General features: G+C 49.7%; 23 protein-coding genes. All 23 read left to right on the top strand.

The window, feature by feature from the left end; translation table 11 throughout:
* The first annotated feature begins 18 nt into the window (after positions 1 to 18).
* Entirely contained in the window at positions 19 to 1,428 is a 1,410-nt protein-coding gene (locus tag OHJ21_RS13230) for a flagellar assembly protein A (RefSeq protein ID WP_326112964.1), read from the top strand.
* Positions 1,429 to 1,487: 59 nt separating this feature from the next.
* Positions 1,488 to 1,799, top strand: a complete 312-nt coding sequence (locus OHJ21_RS13225; protein ID WP_486020248.1) for a hypothetical protein — start codon at positions 1,488 to 1,490, stop codon at positions 1,797 to 1,799.
* A gap of 25 nt (positions 1,800 to 1,824) precedes the next feature.
* Positions 1,825 to 2,370, top strand: a complete 546-nt coding sequence (locus OHJ21_RS13220; RefSeq protein WP_486020247.1) for a hypothetical protein — start codon at positions 1,825 to 1,827, stop codon at positions 2,368 to 2,370.
* Entirely contained in the window at positions 2,367 to 2,969 is a 603-nt protein-coding gene (locus OHJ21_RS13215; RefSeq protein WP_486020245.1) for a hypothetical protein, read from the top strand. Before OHJ21_RS13220 ends, OHJ21_RS13215 begins: the two co-directional genes overlap by 4 nt.
* Positions 2,970 to 3,208: 239 nt before the next feature.
* Positions 3,209 to 3,907, top strand: coding sequence for a 30S ribosomal protein S2 (gene rpsB / locus OHJ21_RS13210; RefSeq protein WP_071220108.1), 699 nt, complete (start codon positions 3,209 to 3,211; stop codon positions 3,905 to 3,907).
* A gap of 248 nt (positions 3,908 to 4,155) precedes the next feature.
* The gene (tsf, locus tag OHJ21_RS13205) at positions 4,156 to 4,806 is read left to right on the top strand and encodes a translation elongation factor Ts (RefSeq protein WP_100538050.1); all 651 of its coding nucleotides are present in this window, start codon (positions 4,156 to 4,158) and stop codon (positions 4,804 to 4,806) included.
* Between the two features lie 295 nt (positions 4,807 to 5,101).
* Positions 5,102 to 5,830, top strand: coding sequence for a UMP kinase (gene pyrH, locus OHJ21_RS13200; protein WP_006211297.1), 729 nt, complete (start codon positions 5,102 to 5,104; stop codon positions 5,828 to 5,830).
* Positions 5,830 to 6,384, top strand: coding sequence for a ribosome recycling factor (gene frr, locus OHJ21_RS13195; RefSeq protein WP_006211296.1), 555 nt, complete (start codon positions 5,830 to 5,832; stop codon positions 6,382 to 6,384). The genes pyrH and frr overlap by 1 nt, the downstream gene beginning before the upstream one ends.
* Before the next feature lie 73 nt (positions 6,385 to 6,457).
* Complete coding sequence (gene uppS / locus OHJ21_RS13190; RefSeq protein WP_100538049.1) at positions 6,458 to 7,225, top strand: undecaprenyl pyrophosphate synthase; 768 nt, start codon at positions 6,458 to 6,460, stop codon at positions 7,223 to 7,225.
* 20 nt (positions 7,226 to 7,245) lie between these two features.
* A complete protein-coding gene (locus tag OHJ21_RS13185) occupies positions 7,246 to 8,046 on the top strand; it encodes a phosphatidate cytidylyltransferase (RefSeq protein ID WP_100538048.1) in 801 nt (266 codons plus the stop codon).
* Positions 8,047 to 8,063: 17 nt separating this feature from the next.
* Complete coding sequence (locus tag OHJ21_RS13180) at positions 8,064 to 9,203, top strand: 1-deoxy-D-xylulose-5-phosphate reductoisomerase (RefSeq protein WP_100538047.1); 1,140 nt, start codon at positions 8,064 to 8,066, stop codon at positions 9,201 to 9,203.
* Between the two features lie 136 nt (positions 9,204 to 9,339).
* Positions 9,340 to 10,608 carry an RIP metalloprotease RseP gene (gene rseP / locus OHJ21_RS13175; RefSeq protein WP_371860414.1) on the top strand — a complete coding sequence of 423 codons (1,269 nt, stop codon included), beginning with the start codon at positions 9,340 to 9,342 and terminating at the stop codon, positions 10,606 to 10,608.
* Positions 10,609 to 10,830: 222 nt separating this feature from the next.
* Complete coding sequence (gene proS / locus OHJ21_RS13170; protein WP_100538045.1) at positions 10,831 to 12,288, top strand: proline--tRNA ligase; 1,458 nt, start codon at positions 10,831 to 10,833, stop codon at positions 12,286 to 12,288.
* A 90-nt stretch (positions 12,289 to 12,378) separates the two neighbouring features.
* Complete coding sequence (locus OHJ21_RS13165) at positions 12,379 to 12,561, top strand: hypothetical protein (RefSeq protein WP_100538044.1); 183 nt, start codon at positions 12,379 to 12,381, stop codon at positions 12,559 to 12,561.
* 49 nt (positions 12,562 to 12,610) lie between these two features.
* Positions 12,611 to 16,927 (top strand): PolC-type DNA polymerase III, encoded by a 4,317-nt coding sequence (locus OHJ21_RS13160; protein ID WP_486020243.1) that lies wholly within the window; start codon positions 12,611 to 12,613, stop codon positions 16,925 to 16,927.
* 179 nt (positions 16,928 to 17,106) lie between these two features.
* Entirely contained in the window at positions 17,107 to 17,568 is a 462-nt protein-coding gene (rimP, locus tag OHJ21_RS13155; protein WP_076324962.1) for a ribosome maturation factor RimP, read from the top strand.
* A gap of 32 nt (positions 17,569 to 17,600) precedes the next feature.
* Positions 17,601 to 18,698 carry a transcription termination factor NusA gene (nusA, locus tag OHJ21_RS13150; protein WP_076324961.1) on the top strand — a complete coding sequence of 366 codons (1,098 nt, stop codon included), beginning with the start codon at positions 17,601 to 17,603 and terminating at the stop codon, positions 18,696 to 18,698.
* Positions 18,699 to 18,723: 25 nt separating this feature from the next.
* The gene (gene rnpM, locus OHJ21_RS13145) at positions 18,724 to 19,035 is read left to right on the top strand and encodes an RNase P modulator RnpM (RefSeq protein ID WP_053492673.1); all 312 of its coding nucleotides are present in this window, start codon (positions 18,724 to 18,726) and stop codon (positions 19,033 to 19,035) included.
* Complete coding sequence (locus OHJ21_RS13140; protein WP_174819209.1) at positions 19,028 to 19,351, top strand: YlxQ family RNA-binding protein; 324 nt, start codon at positions 19,028 to 19,030, stop codon at positions 19,349 to 19,351. Before rnpM ends, OHJ21_RS13140 begins: the two co-directional genes overlap by 8 nt.
* Entirely contained in the window at positions 19,344 to 22,037 is a 2,694-nt protein-coding gene (gene infB / locus OHJ21_RS13135) for a translation initiation factor IF-2 (RefSeq protein ID WP_486020241.1), read from the top strand. The genes OHJ21_RS13140 and infB overlap by 8 nt, the downstream gene beginning before the upstream one ends.
* A 19-nt stretch (positions 22,038 to 22,056) precedes the next feature.
* Positions 22,057 to 22,410 carry a 30S ribosome-binding factor RbfA gene (gene rbfA, locus OHJ21_RS13130; RefSeq protein ID WP_486020240.1) on the top strand — a complete coding sequence of 118 codons (354 nt, stop codon included), beginning with the start codon at positions 22,057 to 22,059 and terminating at the stop codon, positions 22,408 to 22,410.
* Between the two features lie 30 nt (positions 22,411 to 22,440).
* Positions 22,441 to 23,418 (top strand): DHH family phosphoesterase, encoded by a 978-nt coding sequence (locus OHJ21_RS13125; RefSeq protein ID WP_100538039.1) that lies wholly within the window; start codon positions 22,441 to 22,443, stop codon positions 23,416 to 23,418.
* Entirely contained in the window at positions 23,415 to 24,326 is a 912-nt protein-coding gene (gene truB / locus OHJ21_RS13120; protein ID WP_326112978.1) for a tRNA pseudouridine(55) synthase TruB, read from the top strand. The genes OHJ21_RS13125 and truB overlap by 4 nt, the downstream gene beginning before the upstream one ends.
* The last annotated feature ends 34 nt before the right edge of the window (positions 24,327 to 24,360 follow it).

Here is a 24,360-nt window from a genome sequence, read left to right as displayed (position 1 = left end):
ATGAAGGGGGTTCCTGGATTGTCTGTAGATTATGCATTGGATCAGTACTTTAGCGTTACGCTATCGGATGACAAGGTCGTCGCCTATATACAGTTCACCAAGTGGGAGAAGGATTTCTCTTGCTCTGTAGAAGATCTTGAGCAATTTCTGAGAAGTCATGATGTACGATATGGACTTCAACATGATACGTTGCGGCGAATCGCAGATCATGCGGAGGAATATCAATATAGTAGAACGCCGATTGCCATGGGAACGGAACCTGTGCACGGACAGAACGGCAGAATCGAATTTACCGTCAGTTTTGGGAATGAGACGAATCTGAAGCCGCTGGAGATCGAAGATGGCAAAGTGGATTATAAAGAAGTGATTCGTTTAAATAATGTAAAAAAGGGGCAGCTGCTTGCCAACCGAATCCCTCCAACGAAGGGAGTCCCCGGAACAGCGGTAACCGGAGAGGAGATTCCGAGCAAACCGGGAAAGGAAGCTCATTTCAAGGTTGGGAAGAACGTTGTTGTTAACGCGGAGAAAACCGCAATGTACGCTGCGCTTGACGGACTCCTCACCAAAACGGAAAAGGGAAAAATCAATGTGTTTCCGGTATATGAGATTAACGGGGATGTTGATTACAGTATAGGCAATATCGACTTTGTCGGTACGGTGGTCATTCGCGGCAATGTGCTTACCGGTTTCAGAATCAAGGCAGCAGGAGATATCCGAGTCACTGGCTTTGTGGAGGGAGCCGAGCTGGAGGCTGAAGGTTCGATCGATATATCCGGCGGAATCATCGGGTACAACAAGGGTTATGTAAAGGCGGGTCAGGATGTCAAAAGCTCGTTCATCCAGGATGGAAACGTCATAGCCGGAGCTAGCGTATTCGTCTCGCAGAGCATCATGCACTCCAATATCCGGGCGGTTCAGAATATCGAATGCAACGGTATGAAGGGCCTTGTGGTAGGCGGCATTTTGCAGGCGGGGGAAAAAGTGGTTGCCCGAACGATCGGAAACAGCATGTCGACGGCTACCGTAGTTGAAGTTGGTGTGCTGCCCGAGCTGCGGAATGAACTGGCAGATCTTAGAGCTCAATTGAAGCAGTCATTAGAAAGTATGGACAAAACCGATAAAGCGCTTTATCTTCTGAATCAGTTAGCATCCTCGGGTCAATTGTCTCCAGACAAGTTGGCGCTGCGAATCAAGCTGAATGCGACCAAGAAATCCAACATGGCAGAACAAGCCGATATAAAGGATAGAATGCTGGAAATCGAGAAGATGCTTGAGGATACCGGCAAAGCAAGAGTGAATGTGGTAAAGACGATCTACGGCGGAGCCAAAATTGTCATAGGGCGGTATACCCGCTTTGTTAAGGACCCCACGCAGCGGGTTTCTTTTTACTATCATGAAGGGGATATCACCATGGTGCCGCTCTTGTAGGGATAGAACATACGTGTTAAATGCTTGTGGACATGATCCTATATCATGAGGTGATTCCATTGAGTTTGAAATCGGTTGAGATGCAAATTGCGGTCCCCAGAACCAATGAAGCGGGCAAGATGCATAATGAAACCCAGCAGCGCCCGATGAATGATCAGACGCTGCTTGCGGTTGAGTTAAACAAGAACAGCCGTGCGGACGCTCAGCGAAGCACGGAAGTGAGTGAGACGGCGGAAACAGCCGTGCGCGATGACGGGAGTCGTCAATCCTCTGAGCAGCAGCAAGGCCGGGGAACGGCGGAATCGGGCGAGATCGTGGAGCAGCCGGCAGAGCATCCCTATAAAGGCAAAAATTTCGATGTTTCGCTCTAGATAATTTATAGGCACAAAGGAGTTAATGGATTTGAAACCATGGATATATATCGTGCTGCTTGGCATTGCCGCCGTGCTGTATGCTTTTATGCTGCCGAAACGCCGTGAAGAGACCGTGTCCAGCGAGCGGGTTGTCAAAGAAGTGGAGAACACGCTTGAAGGATATATGGCGGAAATCCAGAACGAGAACGAACAGCTGGTGGAACTGGTTAGTCAGATGAAGAAAGAACTTGATGCCAAGCAGCAAGCACATCAAGAGCAGGTCAGTGATTTGCGGCAGCGCATGCTGGCCATGGAGCAGAAAATGACCGATTCGCAAACGCGAATTCGAACGGCGGAAGAGAAGCTGGCGCAAGCCGCTGCAGCCGCTTCTTTGTCTGCGGGAGCGGCTGCAGCGGCTTCCGAGGTTGAACCTGCACCTCCTGTCCATTCCATCAAATCCAGATACACGGAGCTGTTTGATCTATATGAACAAGGAAAGTCCATCGATATGATTGCCAAGAACACGGGTCTTCAGCGAGGCGAAGTTCAACTTATTATCCAGTTGGCCAAACAGGAGGAATCCGTGTGATCAAGAACCGTACATTTATGATGGGCCTGGGGAGCGGTCTCGTGATCGGCGCGGTGCTGCTTCAGCTGATGTGGATCGGTCAAGGCACCACCGCAGCAACGACGGAGGAAATAACGAAGGAGCAGCTGATGGCTGCAGCGGAAGCCATGGATATGCAAGTTTTCGAAGGCTCGGAAGAACTGTTGACAGCGGAGCAGTGGGAAGAGAAACGGCTTTCTGATGGCGCAGGTGAGTCCGAAGGAGCCGATCCTGCGCTGAAGACGGGTACGGAAAAGCCGGAAGCACCGCAGCAGCCGGAGAAACCTGAAACAGGCGTGGATAAGAAACAGGAATCTCCCCGTGTGACGAATCCGGCGGAGCCGAAAACACCGGCCAAAGCGGAAGCGCATATTAAAGTAAACATTCAATCCGGAAACAATCTCAGTGATGTGGCAAACAGTCTTTTGAATGCCGGCGTCATTGACAACAAACAGGCATTCATCACTAAAGCTACCGAGAATAAAATCAATACCAAGATCCTGAGCGGTACATACTCGTTCACGGCAGGCGAGAGCTACAATTCGATCATCACGAAGATCACTACAAAACCCTCCAACTAGCACTTCGGTTGAGAGTGGTTTTTTTCTTTGCGGGATCTGCTTGCAGCCGTTGATAGAATGGACCTGATCAAGCACACAAAAGACATTGCAACCTGCCCATGGTTATGTTATAGTAATTGACGGTGTTAAAACACACGCTAGAGTGATTTCGTTAAGGGTGCTTCCAGGACTGGGAGTCTTAATGAAAAATGATCTTGGCGGAGGGACACACAAAAACCAAACTTAGGAGGTGCGTGAAGATGGCAGTAATTTCCATGAAACAGCTTTTGGAAGCTGGCGTTCACTTCGGTCACCAGACTCGTCGCTGGAACCCGAAAATGGATAAATTTATCTTCACTGAAAGAAACGGTATCTACATTATCGACCTGCAAAAAACGGTCAAGAAAGTTGAAGAAGCATTCAACTTCGTGAAAAGCGTAGCTGGAGAGAACGGTACAATCCTGTTCGTCGGCACGAAAAAACAAGCTCAAGATTCCGTGAAGGAAGAAGCAGAGCGTTGCGGCATGTACTACATCAACCAACGTTGGCTCGGCGGAACTTTGACTAACTTCGAAACGATCCAAAAGCGTATCAACCGCTTGAAGCAGCTCGAAACTTGGGAAGAGGACGGCACGTTCCAAGTATTGCCTAAGAAAGAAGTTATCCTTCTCCGCAAAGAGAAAGATCGTCTTGAGAAATTCTTGGGCGGTATCAAGAACATGAAGGGTCTTCCAAGCGCATTGTTCGTTATCGATCCTCGCAAAGAGCGTATCGCAGTAGCGGAAGCTCGCAAATTGGGTATCCCAATCGTTGGTATCGTTGATACGAACTGTGATCCGGATGAAATCGACTATGTAATCCCAGGTAACGATGACGCGATCCGCGCTGTCAAATTGTTGACTGGTAAAATGGCCGATGCCGTTGTTGAAGCTCACCAAGGCGAAGAAACAACTGCTTAATCGGGATTAAACGTATAAACCATGAATTAAATGAAAAGGGTGGTTGGTAGGTGTATAACCTCTCACTGCCCTTTTTTTAAGATGTTAGAACGGATAACGTGCGTATAACGTATGGCATTCGGAGCCTGGCATCGCAGGGGAAGAACAACTACTTAATGCGGTCTGGAATCCTGGAGAGAACAACAGAATGACGGTCTTCTTGAGGTCCAAACGCAAAACTTCATCATACCAATTTGGAGGGAATTCTAATGGCAGTAACAGCTAGTGCGGTAAAAGAACTTCGCGAAAGAACAGGCGCGGGCATGCTGGATTGCAAAAAAGCGCTGGATGAAACAAATGGTGATATCGACAAAGCGATCGCAGTACTTCGCGAAAAAGGCTTGTCTGCAGCAGCAAACAAAGCGGGTCGTATTGCAACTGAAGGCGTTGTAGAGTCTTATATTCACGGCGGCGGACGCATCGGCGTTCTCGTTGAAATCAACTGTGAAACCGACTTCGTAGGTAAAACAGATCAATTCAAAGAGTTTGCTCGCGATATCGCAATGCATATTGCCGCTGCAAATCCTAAATATGTTCGTCGTGAAGAAGTGCCAACGGAAGACCTTGAGAAAGAAAAAGAAATTTTGAAAAACCAAGCTCTGAACGAAGGCAAGCCTGAAAAAATCGTTGAGAAAATGGTTGAAGGCCGCATCAACAAATACTATGAAGAATATTGCTTGCTTGAGCAAGCCTTCATCAAAGATCCTGACAAAACAATCAACACGCTGCTTAATGAAAAAATCAGCACGATCGGTGAGAACATTTCCATCCGTCGTTTTGCTCGTTTTGAATTGGGCGAAGGCTTGGAGAAAAAACAAGACAACTTCGTTGAAGAAGTTATGTCCCAGGTGAATAAATAAGCCGAATAGGCTAATATAAGTTATAGAAAAGAGTGGAACACACCTGTGTTCCTTCTTTTTTAAGAGATATAAGGCATAAGAGAGATAAGATTGTTATAAATTCGGAGTAAAGGCACCCCTTATCTCACAAGAAAGAATGGACTCGAGTCTTGATTAGACGACCAGAAGTTTCTACTTGAGACGGATGTTTTTACCCGATTTTTATAAACCGTCAAGCAGTGCCGGTGTGTCTGTCTGTCGTTTTTCAAACGGGCGTCGTATACTTAGGCGCCGTCTTAAAGTGGAGGGTTATCATTTGGAACAGCCTGTATATAAACGAGTGATATTGAAAGTCAGTGGGGAATCCCTTTCAGGGCAGAATGGATATGGTATTGATGCTGAGACGATCTCATCGATCGCTGAGCAGGTTCGCGAGGTTGTCGAGCTTGGTGTGGAGGTCGCGATCGTGTGCGGCGGCGGAAACATCTGGCGCGGTATCGCTGGCAGCGCGAACGGAATAGACCGTGCGACAGCAGATTATATGGGAATGCTCGCAACGGTGATGAACTCTTTGGCTCTTCAGGATGCTTTGGAGCAGATCGATGTGCCGACTCGGGTGCAAACCTCTATCTCAATGCAGCAAATTGCGGAGCCGTATATTCGCCGCAGAGCCATTCGGCATTTGGAAAAAGGTCGTGTCGTTATTTTTGCGGCAGGAACGGGTAACCCATACTTCTCCACCGATACGACTGCAGCGCTTCGCGCAGCGGAAATCGAAGCAGAAGTGATTCTCATGGCGAAGAACAAGGTGGACGGAGTGTACTCCGCTGATCCATTTAAGGATGAAACTGCCGAGAAGTACGAGCAGCTGACGTATCTAGACGTATTGAACAAAAACCTTGGGGTAATGGACTCTACAGCTTCATCGTTATGTATGGACAACAACATCCCGCTCATCGTCTTCGCTATTACGGAGCAAGGTAATATCAAGCGCGTCGTTCTGGGCGAGAAAATCGGAACGATCGTCAAAGGGAGTGTAGACTAATGCCGCAATCGGTGAAAAAGAATGCAGAAGAACGCATGGAAAAAGCGATCCTGTCTTTGAAACGTGACCTGGCAACGCTGCGCGCAGGACGGGCAGCGCCAGCGCTACTCGACCGGATCACGGTTGAATACTACGGGGCACCAACTCCGCTGAATCAGCTGGCTAACATCAGCACGCCGGATTCAAGAACGCTCATGATCCAGCCTTGGGACAAGTCGTCCTTGGCCGATATCGAGAAAGCGATCATGAAATCGGATATCGGTTTGACGCCGGCGAATGATGGTAATCAAATTCGTCTCGTCGTACCTGCACTGACGGAAGAACGCAGAACCGAACTGGTGAAAATGACGAAGAAATTCGGCGAGGAAGCGAAAGTGGCCATCCGCAACATTCGCCGTGATGCCAACGACGACATCAAAAAATTGGAGAAAACAGATATTTCCGAGGACGAGTCCCGGAGACATCAGGAAGATATCCAAAAAGCGACGGATAAATTTATCGCAGAAGTCGACAAAGTCCTCGTTGCTAAAGAAAAAGAGATTATGGAAGTATAAGAGACTTGTGGCCCCTCCTGTCAATGGTGGGGTTTGTCTCTTTTTTTGCAGAAAGATGCCTGGAGGAAATGGAATGATCAAACGGGTTCGATCGTGGTTGAATCAGGAGGACAGTCAGCAGACGCATCAGCTCTCTCCGGACAACATCCCACATCATGTCGCCATCATCATGGATGGTAATGGACGCTGGGCGAAACGGCGCGGTATGCCGCGAATCGTTGGCCATCAGAATGGCATGAAGGCTGTCAAAAGAGCGGCCATTGCCGCCGATGATTTGGGAATCAAAATATTGACGATGTATGCTTTTTCGACAGAAAATTGGACGCGTCCGAAGGATGAGGTCGATTTTCTGATGAAGCTTCCGCAAGAGTTCCTGGCTATTGAGCTGGAGGAGCTGATCGAGAAAAATGTCCAGGTCCGCATGATGGGGCATCCGGAAGACCTTCCGTCCCATACCGTGTCTGCGATGGAAGAAGCAGTTGCGAAGACAGCCGGCAATGACGGGCTTGTGCTTAACTTTGCACTCAATTACGGCAGCCGGAAAGAGATCACCGAAAGTGTCAAGGCGCTCGGACGAGAAGTGCGCGACGGGATTCTTCGTCCTGAGGATATTACAGAGGAACTGATCGGCCAGCGGCTCCTCACAGGCGAATTGCCGGATCCGGATTTACTGATCCGCACAAGCGGCGAGCTGCGACTGAGTAATTTTATGCTGTGGCAGCTCGCGTATAGTGAGCTATGGTTTACGGATGCCTATTGGCCGGAATTTACCAAAGAGCATTTGGTGGAGGCCGTAGCCGATTATCAACAAAGAACAAGGCGCTACGGTGGACTTTCGTAGCCGATGGAGGATGGAACGTTTTGAAACAGCGATTGATTACCGGAATTATAGCGGGAGCGGTCTTTTTAGGATTATGTTTCATAGGCGGTCTGTGGTACCATCTTCTTATTCTGGCGATGGCGCTAATCGGTTATTATGAGTTTGTGCGCATGACCAATACGGCAGCATTCGGGGGAACGGCTTGGATTGGGTATGCGGGGGTGCTGTTACTTGTATTTCCATGGGGTCCGCTTAATTTGAATATTCAGATCCCGTGGGAACATGTGCTTTGGCTCCTGCTGCTTTTATTTTTGCTGGCGACCGTGACGACGAAGAATGTAATAGATATCAAACGGGTTTCTTTATTGTTTTTGGCATCGGTGTATATCGGAATCGGATTTTCCTTTATCGCCGAATCACGACATGCTCCTGACGGCCATGGCGTATTCTGGACTTTTCTGCTTCTGGCCTCGATCTGGGCAAGCGATGCGGGAGCGTATTTTGTCGGACGCGCCATGGGGCGCCATAAATTATGGCCTTCCATAAGCCCGAACAAAACGGTTGAGGGTGCGCTCGGCGGTGTGGTCATTGCCGTGTTCACATCACTGCTCTTTTCATTCTTCTCAGATGGATTCCTGACGGCTGGACAAGCGATTCTAATCGGACTTTCCTGCGCTGTTATCGGTCAGCTCGGCGATTTGGTGCAATCCGCTTATAAACGGGTGTATGACATCAAGGATTCGGGCAAGCTGCTGCCGGGCCATGGAGGGATACTGGATCGATGTGACAGTTGGATCGTCGTATTTCCGTTTGTACATATATTGAGTCTCCTGCCTTACTGATGAAAGGAAAGATGTGCATGAAGAAGATCAGCGTACTCGGCTCCACTGGCTCCATAGGTACCCAGACCTTGGATGTCGTGAGGAAACACCGGGAACATTTTCAGATTGAGGGCCTTGCTGCAGGGAGTAATAAGGAAGTGCTGCTTCAGCAGGTCAAGGAGTTTTCTCCGCGTAAAGTGTCCGTTGCCACGAAAGAGCTTGCTGACAGCATAAGGCATGATCTTCCTGCCAGAACCGAAGTGTTCCATGGTCATGAAGGATTGATCGAGATTGCGGCCGCGACAGACGCGGAAATGGTGGTTACAGCGGTCGTTGGAAGTTTGGGCCTGTCCTCTACGCTTGCAGCAATCGATGAGGGGAAGACAATCGGGCTTGCCAATAAGGAAACGTTGGTAACCGCAGGTCACCTGGTTACGGCTCGAGCGGCTGCCAAAGGGGTAAAACTCTTGCCGATCGATAGCGAGCATTCCGCCATATTCCAATGCCTGAACGGAGAGCGGCATGAAGATATTGAACGGATCACGTTGACGGCTTCCGGAGGCTCATTCCGGGATTACACCCGGGAGCAGCTGGTGAACGTTACGGTGGAGGATGCGCTTAAACATCCAAACTGGTCCATGGGTGCCAAAATCACAATTGATTCGGCCACCATGGTCAATAAAGGGCTTGAGGTGATTGAGGCCCATTGGCTGTATGGAATTCCTTATGACAACATTTCTGTGCTTCTGCACCCGGAAAGCATTATTCACTCTTTTGTGGAATTCCGTGATTCAAGTATCATTGCCCAGCTCGGCAACCCGGATATGCGGGTTCCGATTCAATATGCGCTCACCTATCCGGAGCGGTGGTCTTCGCCTGCGCCGAGGCTATCTTTGGCAGAAGCGGGCAAGCTGCATTTCCGGGAGATGGATCTTGAACGTTTTCCTTGTTTAAGGCTTGCTTATGAATGTGGTAAAATGGGTGGGACAGCGCCAACGGTATTCAACGCTGCCAATGAAATTGCGGTCGCCCGGTTTCTCCGCGGCGAAATCTCTTTTCTGCGAATCGAAGAGATCATTGAGGAAGTGCTGCAAAGCCATCGTGTTGCGCCGGAACCGGCACTGGAGACGATTGAAGAGAATGATCGAATCGCACGTGAATTAGCTTCCCGACTATAGGATTGAAGTGTTTTTGAAATCTCCCTTGAAAAAAAGCGGACAGCTTGTGATTCTCTTGTGGACGACAGGAGAATAATGATAATCTATAGGGACATACTGCGTTCTCAGAGGAAAAGGGGGATGTAAAGAATTGGAAATGGTTCGGGTCGTTTTTCTAACGGTGCTCATGTTTTTTGTGATCGTTACCGTGCATGAATGGGGTCACTATTATTTTGCCCGGCGTGCCGGAATATTGGTGCGCGAGTTCGCGATTGGATTTGGTCCAAAGCTGTTCTCATATAAACGCAATGAAACGCAGTTTACGCTTCGTCTTCTTCCATTCGGCGGTTATGCCCGTATGGCCGGGGAAGATCCGGAACTTGTCGAGATTCAGCCCGGTCAGACGATTGCGGTTCGATTGAATGCAGAGAATCAAGTAAAAAAGATTTATCTGGATCAACTCGACAACCGTAAAAATGTCATTCGCGGCGAAGTCCAGTTTATGGATATGGTGGATCGTTTGTCGGTTAGACTTGATGTGGATGGTGAATTCCAACAATTTGAAATCCATCCGCAGGCCTTAACGGTAGCCAAAGGTGTCGAGACGCAGATCGCACCGAGAGACCGCCAATTCGGCAGCAAAACTGTTGGACAAAGAGCGCTTGCGATTTTTGCCGGTCCTGTCATGAACTTCATTCTGGCCTTCGTGCTGTTTGCCCTTCACATTCAAATGGCCGGCATACCGGTTGAGAATCCAACTTATGTGCAGATTGGCGAGATTACAAAAGGCATGCCTGCCGATGAAGCCGATCTGAAAGAGGGAGACATCATCGAGAGCATTAACGGAACCGCTATTGGTGCCGATTATCAGAAGATGATCGAATTGATTGCAGCTTCCAAGGACAAGCCGATGGAATGGACCGTACGCCGGGGTGAGGAATCATTTGATCTGACCTTAACTCCGCGGACGATGGAGGGCCAGGAAGGCGGCAAGGTCGGGATTGTTCCTGAGCTTCCGACCCGATCCGCAGGGATTGGGGAGACGATTGCCGGGTCCGGGACCGCGATGGTAGATACAACGAATATTATCTTCCAGGGCTTCAGACAGTTGATTCAGAAGTTCTCCATGGATGATCTTGGCGGTCCTGTGCGGACGTTTGAAGTAACGGGACAAATCGCCAAACAGGGTATCGAACAGCTGACCTATTGGGCAGCCATTCTAAGCTTATATCTGGGCATATTCAATCTGCTGCCGATACCGGCACTGGATGGAAGCCGGCTCGTATTCTTAGGGATCGAAGCCTTAAGGGGCAAGCCAGTTGACCCGAACAGAGAAGGCATGGTTCATTTTATCGGGTTTGCGATGCTGTTCCTGTTAATGATTGCCGTCACCTATAACGATATTTTGCGTTTGATCAACGGATAAACCCTAAGGTACGGCTCGGTGCGCCAGCCGCAACGAAAGCCGTACCTTTTCTAGTGTTAGCAGAGTTTCACGCATAACGATATCTAGCAAATGGAGTTGCTATAATAAGGGCGGGCTCCATAGCCGCAGCTCGTTCACACATATCGCCAATAACGCCAGTCCAAGCCGCTTGAATCAGGGGCTTTGACCATGCGTTTTATTAATGGGAGGCACACGATTTATATGTCTAAGGAATCGAAGGATAAACAATTCGTGACGGAGATTACGCCGCAAGCGGAAGATTTCTCGCGCTGGTATATCGATGTCATCAAAAAAGCGGACCTGATGGATTATTCTCCAGTCAGAGGCTGCATCGTCTTCAAACCGGACGGTTATGAAATTTGGGAGCATATCCAGGCAGAGTTGGATCGGCGCTTTAAGGCGACGGGCCATCGGAATGCGTATTTCCCGCTCTTCATTCCCGAGAGCTTTTTCCAGAAGGAGAAGGAGCATGTCGAAGGATTTAATCCCGAGCTGCCATGGGTAACGGAAGCGGCTGGAGAGAAGCTGGAAGAACGTCTGGCGATCCGACCGACTTCTGAAACGATGTTCGGGCACATGTATTCCAAATGGATCCAATCCTATCGTGATCTCCCTGTGCTGATCAACCAGTGGGCCAACGTGGTGCGCTGGGAAAAACGCACGCTTCCGTTCCTTCGCACGAGCGAGTTTTTATGGCAAGAAGGCCACACCGCTCATGAAACGGAAGTTGAGGCTAGAGGGGAAACCATGCAAATGCTGGATATCTATCAGCAGTTCGTGGAGGACTATCTCGCGATTCCGGTAATCAAAGGGCAGAAGACACCTTCGGAGAAATTTGCGGGCGCCGTAGATACGTTCTCGATCGAAGCGATGATGAAAGACGGACGAGCGGTACAGGCAGGTACTTCGCATTATATGGGGACCAACTTCTCGCAAGCTTTCGACATTCAATATTTGAACCGTGAAAATACGCTGGAATACGCTCATACGACATCCTGGGGCGTCAGCACGCGCCTCATTGGTTCCTTGATTATGGTCCACGGGGATGACCGCGGATTGGTGCTTCCTCCTAAAGTCGCACCGACGCAAGTGATTATGATTCCAATCGGTCCACCGAAGACGAGAGACGCGGTTGTGGGTCGTACGGACGAGCTGTTCCGTGAACTGAAATCCGCAGGCATCCGTGTACGCGTTGACGACAATCCGGATGTGCGCCCAGGCTGGAAATTCAATGAGTATGAAATGCGCGGAGTTCCGGTGCGTCTGGAGATCGGGCCGCGGGACATGGAGAATGGCGTGTGCGTGCTTGTCTCCCGCATTACAGGCGAGAAGAAAATCGTAGAGCAAGCCAATCTGACCCAGGAAGTACAGAATATGCTGGAGCAGGTGCACCAGGAAATGTTCGAGCGCGCGAAGCAGTTCCGTGAGGATCATTTCTATTCGGTGGAAACGCTGGATGAAATGAAGGAAAGCATGGAGGAAAAACGCGGGTTTACGTTGGCAGGATGGTGCGGTTCGGAAGCTTGCGAAGATACCGTCAAGCAAGAAACCGGCGCTACGAGCAGAAACATTCCGTTTGAGCCGGCCGAGAAGAAAACCAAGTGCCTTGTATGCGGTGAAGATGCAAAACATACGGTGCTGTTCGCGAGAGCGTACTAGTAAATCGATATTATGAATTTCCGGCAAGTTTGGGCGAGGGGAGAGTCCTTCGTCCAGAACCGGAATTCATCATCTGGAGGAAGCTTCCGGATGGCAGTATGGCGGACGCTCTTCTTTTTGGGGCAGGACGAATGGGTGCTGCCGGCGGAGGCTTTATTCTATTTATTTAAGAGTATAGAATTTATAAGTTTTCAGCGAAGCGGAACGAATTCGACAATCGGAAGAAAAACGTCCACTAAACGCGGTTTGTCTTTTGTGGATGTTCGTCGATAGAAGTTAGAAGTTTTTCTTATAGCTTTATGCATTGCAGGGGGAGGGAACCATGGGCACAACAGAAGATAAAAGGAAGCGATTTGAACTGCTGATCAAGCAGGGAGAAGTTCCGGCCAATCTGGTGGAACCCTATTTTTTGGACGGCGTGATTGAGCAGGTAGAGACAAGCAAGGCCAGTAAGGACTGGAGAATAACCGTCCTGAAGGAGACCTTGGTTCCAGCTGAGGTCTATCGCACATTTTGTCTGAGAATTCAGGAGAAGATGGGGCATATTGCGAAGATTAAATTTGTGTTCCGATATGGAAGCGGCGTTCCCGAAGCAGATATCGTGCAAGAATACTGGGGCTTGTTCCTAGAGTGGGCACATCGGGAGATCCCTTCGGTCAATGGATGGATGACAAGGGCTAAATACGAGGTGGAAGATGGGCAAGTCCTTCTCTCCATGTCAGATGGCATGTCGCTTGAGCTTGCCCGTAAGAAACAGATCGATTCCGCCATTACCCGCTTTTTCGGGCAGTATTTTGATCTGACGCTGCGCGTGAAAATGCAGGTCGGCGATAATGGCCAGGCGGCCTATGAGGAGTTCGAACAGAGGAAACGAGAAGAAGAGCGCGAGGTCATCGAGCAGATCATGAGCAGCATGGAAGCTGAGCTGGATGCCGAGGATGAGGAAGAGGGCGCGGTTCGGCTGCAGGTTGGGTATGATATCAAGGATCAGCCGGTTCCGCTCCAGGAGATCCAAGACGAAGAGAAGAAAATTACGATTCAGGGAACCATCTTCGGATTGGATCGTAAGGAGCTTCGTAACGGAAGTACGTTATTCACATTCTATTTGACGGATTTCAGCGATTCCTTGCAAATGAAAATGTTTGGCAAGACGAAGGACGACTTGAAGGTCCTGAGCCTTCTTGAGAACGGCAAATGGGTGAAGGCGCGCGGGCGCGTGGAATATGACCGGTTTATGCAGGTGCCGGAGCTGGTGATGATCCCGTCCGATCTCAATGAAGTGCCGTCGCCGCCATCACGCAAGGATAATGCCGCCGAGAAGCGGGTTGAATTCCACCTGCATACAACGATGAGCACGATGGACGCGGTCACACCGATTGACCGTTATATCAAAACAGCGGCGAGCTGGGGACATAAAGCCATCGCCGTAAGTGATCATGGTGGCGTACAATGTTATCCTGATGCAGCAAAGAACGCCAAGAAGCATGGCATTAAAATGATGTACGGCGTTGAGGCCAACGTCGTGAATGATGCCGTCAACATTGTGGAGCAAGCGCAGCCGATCGAGCTCAGCAGTGCGACTTATGTTGTATTTGATATTGAGACAACAGGTTTGTCCATCACCGCGAACAAAATCATCGAGCTTGCTGCCGTGAAGATGAACGATGGCAAAGAGATTGATCGATACGCTACCTTCGTTAATCCACACGAGAGAATCCCGTACCATATTCAGCAATTGACGAACATCAATGACGATATGGTTAAGGATGCTCCTGAACTGGAGCCGGTACTGAAAGAGTTTGTTGAATTCGTCGGGGATGCCGTGCTCGTGGCTCACAATGCACGATTTGACATGGGGTTCATCCAGGCAGCACTCAAGAATGCCGGCATGGACACGCTCGACAATCCCTATCTGGATACGCTGGAGCTGGCACGTCTGGTGCATCCGGGCCTTAAGAATCATCGTCTGAACACATTGGCAGATAAGTATAAGGTGCTGCTCGAAAGCCATCACCGCGCGATTGACGATACGATTGCGCTGGCTGGAATCCTGAACGGGCTCCTTAGCGATGTGGACAAAACCAAAGGCGTCAAGATGCTGGACCGCCTCAATGATTACGTCGGTACGGATTTGTCCAATACCCGTCCTTTCCACTGCGGTATTTATGCTTTGAATATGACAGGCAAGAAAAATCTGTACAAGCTGATCTCCATGTCACATACCGAATATTTCAAGCGAGTGCCGTGTATTCCTAAATCCAAGCTTCAAGAGATGCGAGATGGGTTGCTGGTGCTTTCCGGCTGCGAAAAAGGGGAGTTCTTCGAAACGGTGCTGAACAAGACGGAGGAGGAAGCCGAAGAGATTGCGGACTTCTACGATGTTTTGGAGATTCAGCCGTTGACGATGTATATGCATTTGGTGGACAAAGGCTTGGTGGGCAGTCCCGAAGAGATCAAAACCGCAATTTCCAAAGTCGTGCGCATCGGCGAAAAGCTGAACAAGCCGGTCATCGCCACAGGAAACGTGCACTATCTTGAACCGCGGGATAAGCTGTTCCGGGACATTACCATCCATGGGATTACCGGTTTCAGCCCGCTTAAGGATATGCGTAAGCCTGACGCGCATTTTCGGACTACGGAAGAGATGCTCGAAGAGTTCGAGTTTTTGGGACAAAACAAATGTTATGAAGTTGTTGTAACGAACACTAGCGAGCTGGCCGACCGCTTTGAAGAGTTGGAATTGTTCCCGGATAAGCTGTTTACGCCGATTCTGGATGGCGCGGATGAAGAAATCCGCAACACCTGCTACGACACGGCCAAGTCCATTTATGGCGAGAACTTGCCGGAAGTCGTAGTGGCCCGGTTGGAGAAAGAGCTTGAGCCGATCATTAAGTACGGTTTCTCAGCGAACTATTTGATTTCCGAGAAACTGGTTAAGAAATCGAACCGGGACGGCTATTTGGTTGGTTCACGGGGTTCCGTAGGCTCATCCGTCGTTGCCACATTCCTCGGCATATCCGAGGTTAACCCGCTTCCGGCCCATTACATTTGCTTGAACAGCGACTGCAAGCACAGCGAATGGTTCCTGGACGGCAGTGTGCCGAGTGGATTCGACTTGCCGGACAAGGCTTGTCCGGAATGCGGAAACATGATGAAAGGCGAGGGACAGGATATACCATTCGAAACCTTCCTGGGTTTTAAAGGGGATAAGGTTCCCGATATTGACTTGAACTTCTCCGGTGAATATCAGCCGCATGCCCATAATTTCACCAAAGAGATGTTTGGCGAGGAGAACGTATTCCGTGCGGGTACCATCGGCACCGTGGCAGAGAAGACGGCGTTTGGCTTCGCCAAAAAATATGAGGAACACAACAACAAGCGCTGGCGGGGCGCGGAATTGAACCGGCTGGCATCAGGCTGTACCGGTGTGAAGCGGAGCACAGGCCAGCATCCCGGCGGTATTGTCGTTGTGCCGGATTACATCGAAGTGGAAGAGATCACGCCGGTGCAATTTCCCGCGGACGATGTCAACGCAGAGTGGAAAACGACGCATTTTGATTATCACGCCTTTGAAGCGAATCTGCTCAAGCTTGATATTCTCGGGCACGATGATCCGACCATGATGAGGATGCTTCAGGATTTGACCGGCGTGGATCCAACGACCATTCCGATGAACGATCCGAAAGTAATGAGCATGTTCAACTCAACGGAGGCGCTGGGCGTCAAGCCGGAGCAAATACGCTCGCCGGTGGCCACCTTCGGCGTGCCGGAGATGGGCACCAAATTCGTCCGCCAGATGCTGGTGGAATCGCAGCCGTCGAGTTTTGCCGACTTGTTGCAAATCTCGGGTCTGTCACACGGAACCGGCGTTTGGCTCGGCAACGCTCAAGAGCTCATCAAGAACGGTACATGCAACATCAAAACCGTTATTGGTTGCCGCGACGATATCATGTTGTTCCTGATCTATAAGGCGGGCATGGACGCGAGCCTCGCATTTAAGATTACGGAAAGCGTGCGTAAAGGCCGGGGGCTGTCGCAGGAATGGATTGACGAGATGAAGAAATGCAAAGTGCCGCAGTGGTACATTGATTCCTGTCTCAAAATCCAGTACATGTTCCCGAAAGCCCACGCCGCCGCGTATGTTATCTCAGCGGTGCGGACGGCTTACTTCAAGCTTTATTATCCGATCGAATATTATGCAACGTACTTCTCGGTGCGAGCCGAGGATTTCGATATCGAATTATGCTGTCAGGGCTATGAGGCGATTTATCGCCGAATTGAAGAAATCGAGCAACTGGGCTTCGGAGCAAGCCCGAAGGAAAAAGGAATGCTGCCGATTCTGGAGATGGCGCTGGAAATGACGGCAAGGGGCTTCTCGTTCAAGAACATCGATCTGTATGAATCGGATGCGCTCCGATTTAAGGTGGATGGAGATTCGCTCATTCCGCCGTTCTCCGCACTGCAGGGGATCGGTGATAATGCCGCCCGCAATATTGCTGCCGCACGTGAATTCGGTGAATTCCTCTCCATAGAGGATTTCCAGCAAAAATCGAAGGCAAGCAAAACCGCCGTGGAGCTGTTGACCCAAATGGGATGCTTCCGCGGTCTGCCGGAGAGCAATCAGTTATCATTGTTCTGATTCTTGTCATCCCGTCATTGCCGTGACGCCTTGACAGTCAAGGAGTCATACTTGTCACTATTACCAGACTATGTTATAATTTTTTTGGTAATCATGGAGATAAAACCGTTGTGTAAAGAGTGGGGCAACCCACTCTTTACTCTTTGGTATATAGGAAATCAACTTGGAGGTTATGTTCTTTGAGCACATCAAAGATTAAAACGACTGTGGAAGAAATGGTGCAGCCGTATTTGGACGAACACGGCTTTGAACTGGTAGATGTGGAATACGTTAAGGAAGGAAGCAACTGGTTCTTGCGCGTGTTTGTTGATAAAGACGGCGGCATTGACATTGACGATTGCGGTTTAATCAGTGAATACCTGAGCCAGAAGCTGGACGAGAACGATCCGATCCCGACAGCTTATTTTCTTGAAGTCTCTTCTCCTGGCGCGGAACGTCCCCTTAAGAAAAAAGAGGATGTTGCGAAGTCGGTCGGCAAGAACGTGTTTGTTACGGTATACGAGCCGATTAACGGGTTGAAAGAGTTTGAAGGCAAGCTGGAATCCTTTGATAATGAGGAGCTAGTCATTCAAACCGTCAAGAAGCAGCACGTGATTCCATATGCAAAAGTAGCCAGTGCCAGATTGGCCATCATTTTTTAAACGGAAGTTTTGAAAGGGGGAACCGATTTTCAATGAGTATGGATTTTATTGAAGCGATGAATGAGTTGGAAAGAGAAAAGGGCATCAGCAAGGATGTGCTGTTTGAAGCCATTGAAGCGGCACTGATCTCGAGTTACAAGCGCAATTTCAACACGGCGCAAAATGTACGGGTAGACATGAATCGCAATACGGGTGTCATCAAGGTGTTCGCGCGGAAGCTGATTGTGGACGAGGTGCTGGATCCGCGGACTGAAATTTCGCTGCATGCGGCCCGGGAAATCAATCCGCATTTTCAGATTGAAGATATAGCGGAAATCGAGGTTACGCCGCGTGATTTTGGACGGATTGCAGCTCAAACGGCAAAGCAAGTTGTTACCCAGCGCATTAGAGAAGCCGAGCGCGGCCTGATCTACAGCGCTTTTATTGACAAGGAAGATGATATCGTAACGGGTACGCTGCAGCGTCAAGATTTGCGTAACATTTATATCGACCTTGGCAAGATCGAAGCAGCCTTGCCGCTTACCGAGCTTATGCCTAACGAGAAGTTCAAGCATGGCGACCGGATCAAAGCGTACATTACCAAGGTTGAGAACACAACCAAGGGTCCGCAAATTATGCTGTCCCGTACGCATCCGGGTCTTTTGAAGCGCCTGTTCGAGCTTGAAGTGCCGGAAATCTTTGACGGCGTTGTTGAAATCCGCTCGGTTGCGCGCGAAGCTGGATTCCGCTCCAAAATTGCGGTATTTTCCCGTAACGATGAAGTCGATCCGGTTGGTTCTTGCGTCGGACCTAAGGGCATGCGCGTACAGACGATTGTCAATGAGCTTCGCGGCGAAAAAATTGACATCGTGCGTTATTCCGATCAGGTTGAAGAATACGTGGCCAATGCGCTGAGCCCATCCAAAGTACTTGAAGTTCAAGTATTTGAAGATGAGAAGATGGCGCGCGTAATTGTTCCGGATTATCAACTCTCGCTTGCGATTGGGATCAAAGGCCAGAATGCTCGTCTCGCGGCGAAGCTGACAGGCTGGAAGATCGATATTAAGAGCGAAAGTCAGGCGGAGCAGGAATTTGGCAGACCGAAGTCCCAATCAGGTGAAATGCACCAGGATTCCGTCTCTGTCGATTAATTCCAAATGACAGGGGGTTGTCGTCTTGAAACAGAGAAAGATACCGCTGCGTAAATGTGTAGCGTGTCAGGAAATGATGCCGAAAAAAGAGCTTATCCGGATTGTTAGGACTCCCGAGGATGCTGTTCTGATTGATCTCACCGGCAAAAAGTCGGGACGGGGAGCGTATTTATGCGGCAAAGTTTCCTGCTTCAAGCTGGCACACAAAAATAAAGCACTGGATCGAGCGTTGAAACAACATGTGAAACCCGAGATCTATGAACAGTTGGCACAGGATTTCATCAAGGTGGAAGATGAATTCCTCGCTGCAAAAGAGAGTGCTGCCGATGATGAATAGGGCGCTTTCTCAGCTCGGCCTGGCCATGAGGGCAGGTAAGGTGGTTACCGGGGATGAGATCGTGCTCAAAGCCATCCGGTCTTCTGAAGCAAAATTGGTTATTCTGGCGGGTGACGCCTCAGTTAATACAACAAAGAAGTTCCGCGATAAATGCGGTTCTTACAATATCCCTCTGGTAATCGGATTTGACCGGGAAAGTCTGGGCACAAGTGTAGGTAAACCCGAGCGGGTTGTGCTGGCAGTTACGGATCAAGGATTCGCAGAAATGATCTCCAAGAAACTGGAGACAATGTCGGAGGTGGAGTATATTGAGTAAACAGGAAAACAAAGACAATAAACTTCGAGTATACGAATATGCTAAATCGTTGAACATGAGCAGTAAAGAAATCATCACGATCCTTAAACGTTTGAACATTCCGGTCAATAACCATATGAGCGTAATGGAAAACGATACGGTGTCCAAGGTAGAGCAGTTTTTCAAAGATATCAAATCGAATGCAGCAGCCAAGCGGGATAGTGGAGACGCTTCGCGTACCGAGATTCGTAAACCAGCGGTTTCCGGAGCCAATGCGGCTGCAACTGTATCCAATGCAAAAACAGAAGGTACTTCCGCTAGCGTGAGTGCCGAAGGCAACCGTAATGGGCAGGACGGTATGCGTCATTCAGGACAGAAAGCACCAGAACAACAAGGTCAAAGCCAGCCCAAAAAACAACAGGAAAAGCAGGTAGGTATGAATAGTAGAACGAATCAAAACACTCAGAATGCTTCAGGTTCCCAGCGTCCCCAAGGAGGGCAGGATACCCGAAGAAATCAGTCTGGCTCCGCACAAGGAAGTCAGCAGAACAATCGTAGCCAAGCATCCCGACCAGGCGGCAGCACGCAGACCGGATCACGTCCTCAGGGCGGAGGTCAAGGCGGCGCACGTCCGCAAGGCAATAATCAAGGCGGATCACGTCCGCAAGGTAGTAATCAAGGTGGAGCGCGTCCTCAGGGCAGCAACAACCAAGGCGGGGCTCGCCCGCAGAGCAAGCCGGGTGGAACCGGAGGCGGATTCTCAGGAGCTAATAGCAATAACAATAATAGCAACGGCCAGAACCGCGGTTCCAGAAACAACAATAACAATCGTTCAGACTCCAAGCGTTTTGATGACAACCGTCAGGGAGGATTCCGTGGCAACAATCGCGGTGGAAAGAACAACCGCGGCCGGAATCAACATAATCAGCAGCCGCCTCGTGAGAAAATCGACAACACGCCGAAGAAAATTATCGTCCGTGGCAACATGACCGTCGGTGAAACGGCGAAGCTGCTTCATAAGGACGCTTCCGAAGTCATCAAGAAGCTGATTTTCCTCGGCGTGATGGCCACCATTAACCAGGAGCTGGATATCGATACGATTCTATTGCTTGCTGGCGAATTCGGTGTAGAAGTCGAAGTGAAAATTCCGGTAGAGGAAGATCGTTTTGAGACCGTTGAAGAAAACGATGCTCCGGAAGAACTGAAGGAGCGTCCACCGGTCGTTACCATTATGGGTCACGTCGACCACGGTAAAACGACGCTGCTTGATGCGATCCGTTCCACGAACGTATCCAGTGGCGAAGCTGGCGGTATTACGCAGCATATCGGTGCTTACCAAGTCGAGATCAATAACAAGAAGATTACGTTCCTGGATACACCGGGTCACGAAGCGTTTACGGCCATGCGTGCCCGTGGTGCACAAGTAACGGATATGACAATCATCGTGGTTGCGGCTGACGACGGCGTGATGCCACAGACGGTCGAAGCCATTAACCATGCGAAAGCAGCAGGTTTGCCGATCATCGTTGCCGTGAACAAAATCGATAAACCGGACGCTAATCCGGATAAAGTCAAACAAGAATTGACGGAATACGAGCTAGTGCCCGAAGAGTGGGGCGGAGATACCATCTTTGTTAACGTTTCGGCGAAACAGCGGATGGGTCTGGAAGACTTGCTTGAAATGATCCTTCTGGTAGCAGAAGTGAATGAATATAAAGCAAACCCTGACAAACGCGCACGCGGTACCGTTATTGAGGCTGAGCTGGATAAAGGCAGAGGTCCGGTAGCACGCATTCTCGTTCAGCATGGCACATTGAAAGTGGGCGACGCCTTCGTAGCGGGCAACTGCTTTGGACGTATTCGTGCGATGGTGAACGATAAGGGCCGTCGATTAAAAGAAGCGGGTCCTTCAACACCGGTTGAAATTACCGGTTTGACTGAAGTTCCGGGTGCCGGCGATCCGTTTATGGTGTTTGAGGATGAGCGTAAAGCGCGTAATATCGCTGATAAGCGTGCGATTACCCATCGTCAATCCGAGTTGAACACGAATACCCGCGTGACGCTGGATGATCTGTTCCAACACATTAAAGACGGTGAGATCAAGGATCTTAACGTGATTATCAAAGGTGACGTACAAGGTTCTGTTGAGGCGCTGAAAGGTTCCTTGAACAAAATCGAGGTGGAAGGCGTTCGCGTCAAAATTATCCACAGCGGTGCCGGGGCGATCACGGAATCCGACATTATTTTGGCAGCTGCCTCCAACGCGATTGTTATCGGCTTTAACGTTCGTCCGGACGTTCAAGCGAAGCAAACCGCCGAGCAGGAAAAGGTTGATATTCGTCTGCACCGTGTAATATATAATGTAATCGAGGAAATTGAGCAAGCTATGAAGGGGATGCTCGATCCGGAGTACAAAGAAACCGTGATCGGTCATGCGGAAGTCCGCAGCACCTTTAAAGTGAGCAAAGTGGGTACGATTGCAGGATGTATGGTGACATCCGGTAAAATTACGCGTAACGCAGAAGCTCGCTTGATCCGTGACGGCATTGTCGTTCATGAAGGCAAGATCGATTCCCTCAAGCGTTTTAAAGATGACGCTAAAGAAGTGGCACAGGGTTATGAGTGCGGTATTACCTTGGTAAGCTATAGCGACGTCAAAGAAGGGGACGTAATCGAAGCCTTCATCATGGAGACGGTAGAGCGCTAACGAATGAGGTGATCAGACCATGGCAAAAATCAGAACTGGGCGCGTAGGCGAGCAGATTAAAAAAGAGCTCAGCCAACTGATCCAATCGGAGATGAAAGACCCAAGAATCGGTTTCATTACAGTGACCGGTGTTGACGTTACAAATGACCTGTCTCAAGCGAAGGTATACCTGAGTGTGCTCGGCGACGACGAGCAGAAGGCAGCCTCCTTGAAAGGGTTGGATAAGGCAAGCGGCTTTCTCCGCTCCGAGCTGGGCAAGCGGATTCGACTCCGGCATGTGCCGGAGCTGATCTTCAAATTCGATGATTCCATTGCGTATGGCAGCCATATCGAGAAGCTGCTGACCGAAATCGTGGATCGCGAAGAGAAATAGAGTAGTTCGTTTTTATAAAGGAGAGGGCGAATGCAGACCTATGAACAAGAGCTGCAGCAGGTGAAATCATTCCTGCTGGAGCACGATGATTATTTGGTTGTGTCGCATGTTCAGCCCGATGGAGATGCAGTCAGTTCCACCCTTGCGGTGGGCTGGCTTCTCTCATGTCTGGGCAAGAAATTCACGATGATTAATGAAGGGCCCATTCCAAAACGCATGAAAATGTTGTGGCATGCAGAAGACATTCTCAATCTGTCTGAACAGCAGCCAGGAAGAACGTTCTCACACGTCATTTGTGTCGATTGTGCAGATTTTGCTAGAGTAGGCTATACGAAGCAGGTATTTGCCGATCATGCAAGCATCGTTAATATTGATCATCATCCAACGAATGATCGATATGGAGCCGTCAACCTGGTCGTGCCGGAAGCGGCAGCAACCGCAGAAATCCTTTATGATTTGCTGAATTTGTTTGAAGTGAACTGGGATGCCGAAATTGCAACGGCGATTTATACGGGGTTGCTAACGGATACCGGCGGTTTTCGTTATTCGAATACATCGCCCAAGGTCATGAGCATCGCTTCCAATTTGTTGTCCTACGGCGTGAACGGACCCGAAATTGCGGAAACGTTACTAGAGGAAATGACGCTTCCACAGATGAAGGTGCTGGTTCAGGCGTTAAATACGTTAAGCGTGTCGGATGACGGTAAAATAGCCTGGGTATACGTAACGCCTGAGTTTATGGAATCATGCGGCGCCGTGAGCGAGGATCTGGAAGGGATAGTCAATTACCCCCGAAACATTCAGGGAGTTGAAGTCGGGATTCTGTTCAAGTCGCTGAAGTCCGGAATGGTTAAGGCGAGTTTGCGTTCAGCCGGAAAAGTGGATGTTGCGGCATTAGCCCAGATATTTGGAGGAGGCGGCCATGTTCGGGCAGCCGGTTGCAGCATTGAAGGCTCACTGCACGACATCATCCCTAAAGTAGTAGAGCAGGTGAGATTAAAGCTATGACGCAATTAGAAGGCATCTTGGCCGTTCACAAACCAGCAGGCTGGACATCCCACGACGTGGTAGCGAAGGTTCGGGGAATGGTTCGTTTGAAGCGAATCGGACATACGGGTACGCTGGACCCCGAAGTCACGGGCGTGCTGCCGTTATGCCTGGGGAGAGCTACCCGAGTTGTGGAATACCTGCAGGAACTGCCTAAAGAGTATCATGCGGTCCTACGCCTCGGATATTCGACGGATACCGAGGATATTACCGGGAGTGTGGTGGAGACGGCAGATGAAGTTCGTGTGACCAGGGAGGAGGCGCTTGAAGCGCTTCAATCTTTTACAGGCCAGATCTCTCAGATCCCACCCATGTTTTCCGCTGTTAAAATCAATGGTAAACGGTTATACGAGCTTGCCAGAGAAGGTAAAACAGTGGAACGCAAGAGCCGGACCGTAACGATCCATGAAATCGAGATGACGGATTTTGATGCTGAAGGGGATTATACGGAAATTTCTTTTCGGGTATTGTGCTCCAAAGGTACATACATCCGCACGCTTTGTGTGGATATCGGGAGGAAGCTCGGCGTGCCATCTGTCATGGTTAAGCTGGTACGCACGGTATCGGCGGGAATCTCAGAGGAGCAGTGCTTAACCCTGGAGCAAATTGAGCAGTTCATGAAGGATGAAACGCTGCACACCCGGCTTATTCCCGTGGATCAAGCGATTGATTATCTGCCGAAGCATACGGTTTCTGAAGAGAAAACGGATGCTGCCCTGCAGGGACAGCGCTTGTCCTCAAGAGCGGTGGAACCGCCTGTTGACAGCTCGGAGCCTATTCGCTTGTATGATATAAAGGAAAACTTTCTGGGAATCTATAAGCGGCAAGAGGAGACAGGGGCTATCGTTCCTGTGAAAGTATTTTCCTAAGCACGACTGGATTTAGTGAGTGGAGGTGAGTATT

It is taken from the genome of Virgibacillus sp. LDC1 (assembly GCF_025792345.1).
GTDB classification, from domain to species: domain Bacteria; phylum Bacillota; class Bacilli; order Paenibacillales; family Paenibacillaceae; genus Paenibacillus_AQ; species Paenibacillus_AQ lautus.
The sequence above is the reverse complement of the archived record's forward strand: the minus strand, read 5'-3'. Positions and strand labels throughout refer to the sequence as shown.

Bases quoted from the DNA above. Each gene is read 5' to 3' on its own strand.
- frr (WP_006211296.1), top strand. From the start codon at position 5,830: ATGCCGCAATCGGTGAAAAAGAATGCAGAAGAACGCATGGAAAAAGCG.
- OHJ21_RS13180 (WP_100538047.1), top strand. From the start codon at position 8,064: ATGAAGAAGATCAGCGTACTCGGCTCCACTGGCTCCATAGGTACCCAG.
- tsf (WP_100538050.1), top strand. From the start codon at position 4,156: ATGGCAGTAACAGCTAGTGCGGTAAAAGAACTTCGCGAAAGAACAGGC.
- proS (WP_100538045.1), top strand. From the start codon at position 10,831: ATGTCTAAGGAATCGAAGGATAAACAATTCGTGACGGAGATTACGCCG.
- OHJ21_RS13125 (WP_100538039.1), top strand. From the start codon at position 22,441: ATGCAGACCTATGAACAAGAGCTGCAGCAGGTGAAATCATTCCTGCTG.
- rpsB (WP_071220108.1), top strand. From the start codon at position 3,209: ATGGCAGTAATTTCCATGAAACAGCTTTTGGAAGCTGGCGTTCACTTC.
- rbfA (WP_486020240.1), top strand. From the start codon at position 22,057: ATGGCAAAAATCAGAACTGGGCGCGTAGGCGAGCAGATTAAAAAAGAG.
- truB (WP_326112978.1), top strand. From the start codon at position 23,415: ATGACGCAATTAGAAGGCATCTTGGCCGTTCACAAACCAGCAGGCTGG.
- OHJ21_RS13220 (WP_486020247.1), top strand. From the start codon at position 1,825: ATGGATTTGAAACCATGGATATATATCGTGCTGCTTGGCATTGCCGCC.
- nusA (WP_076324961.1), top strand. From the start codon at position 17,601: ATGAGTATGGATTTTATTGAAGCGATGAATGAGTTGGAAAGAGAAAAG.
- OHJ21_RS13165 (WP_100538044.1), top strand. From the start codon at position 12,379: ATGGCAGTATGGCGGACGCTCTTCTTTTTGGGGCAGGACGAATGGGTG.
- rseP (WP_371860414.1), top strand. From the start codon at position 9,340: ATGGTTCGGGTCGTTTTTCTAACGGTGCTCATGTTTTTTGTGATCGTT.
- OHJ21_RS13160 (WP_486020243.1), top strand. From the start codon at position 12,611: ATGGGCACAACAGAAGATAAAAGGAAGCGATTTGAACTGCTGATCAAG.
- uppS (WP_100538049.1), top strand. From the start codon at position 6,458: ATGATCAAACGGGTTCGATCGTGGTTGAATCAGGAGGACAGTCAGCAG.
- OHJ21_RS13140 (WP_174819209.1), top strand. From the start codon at position 19,028: ATGAATAGGGCGCTTTCTCAGCTCGGCCTGGCCATGAGGGCAGGTAAG.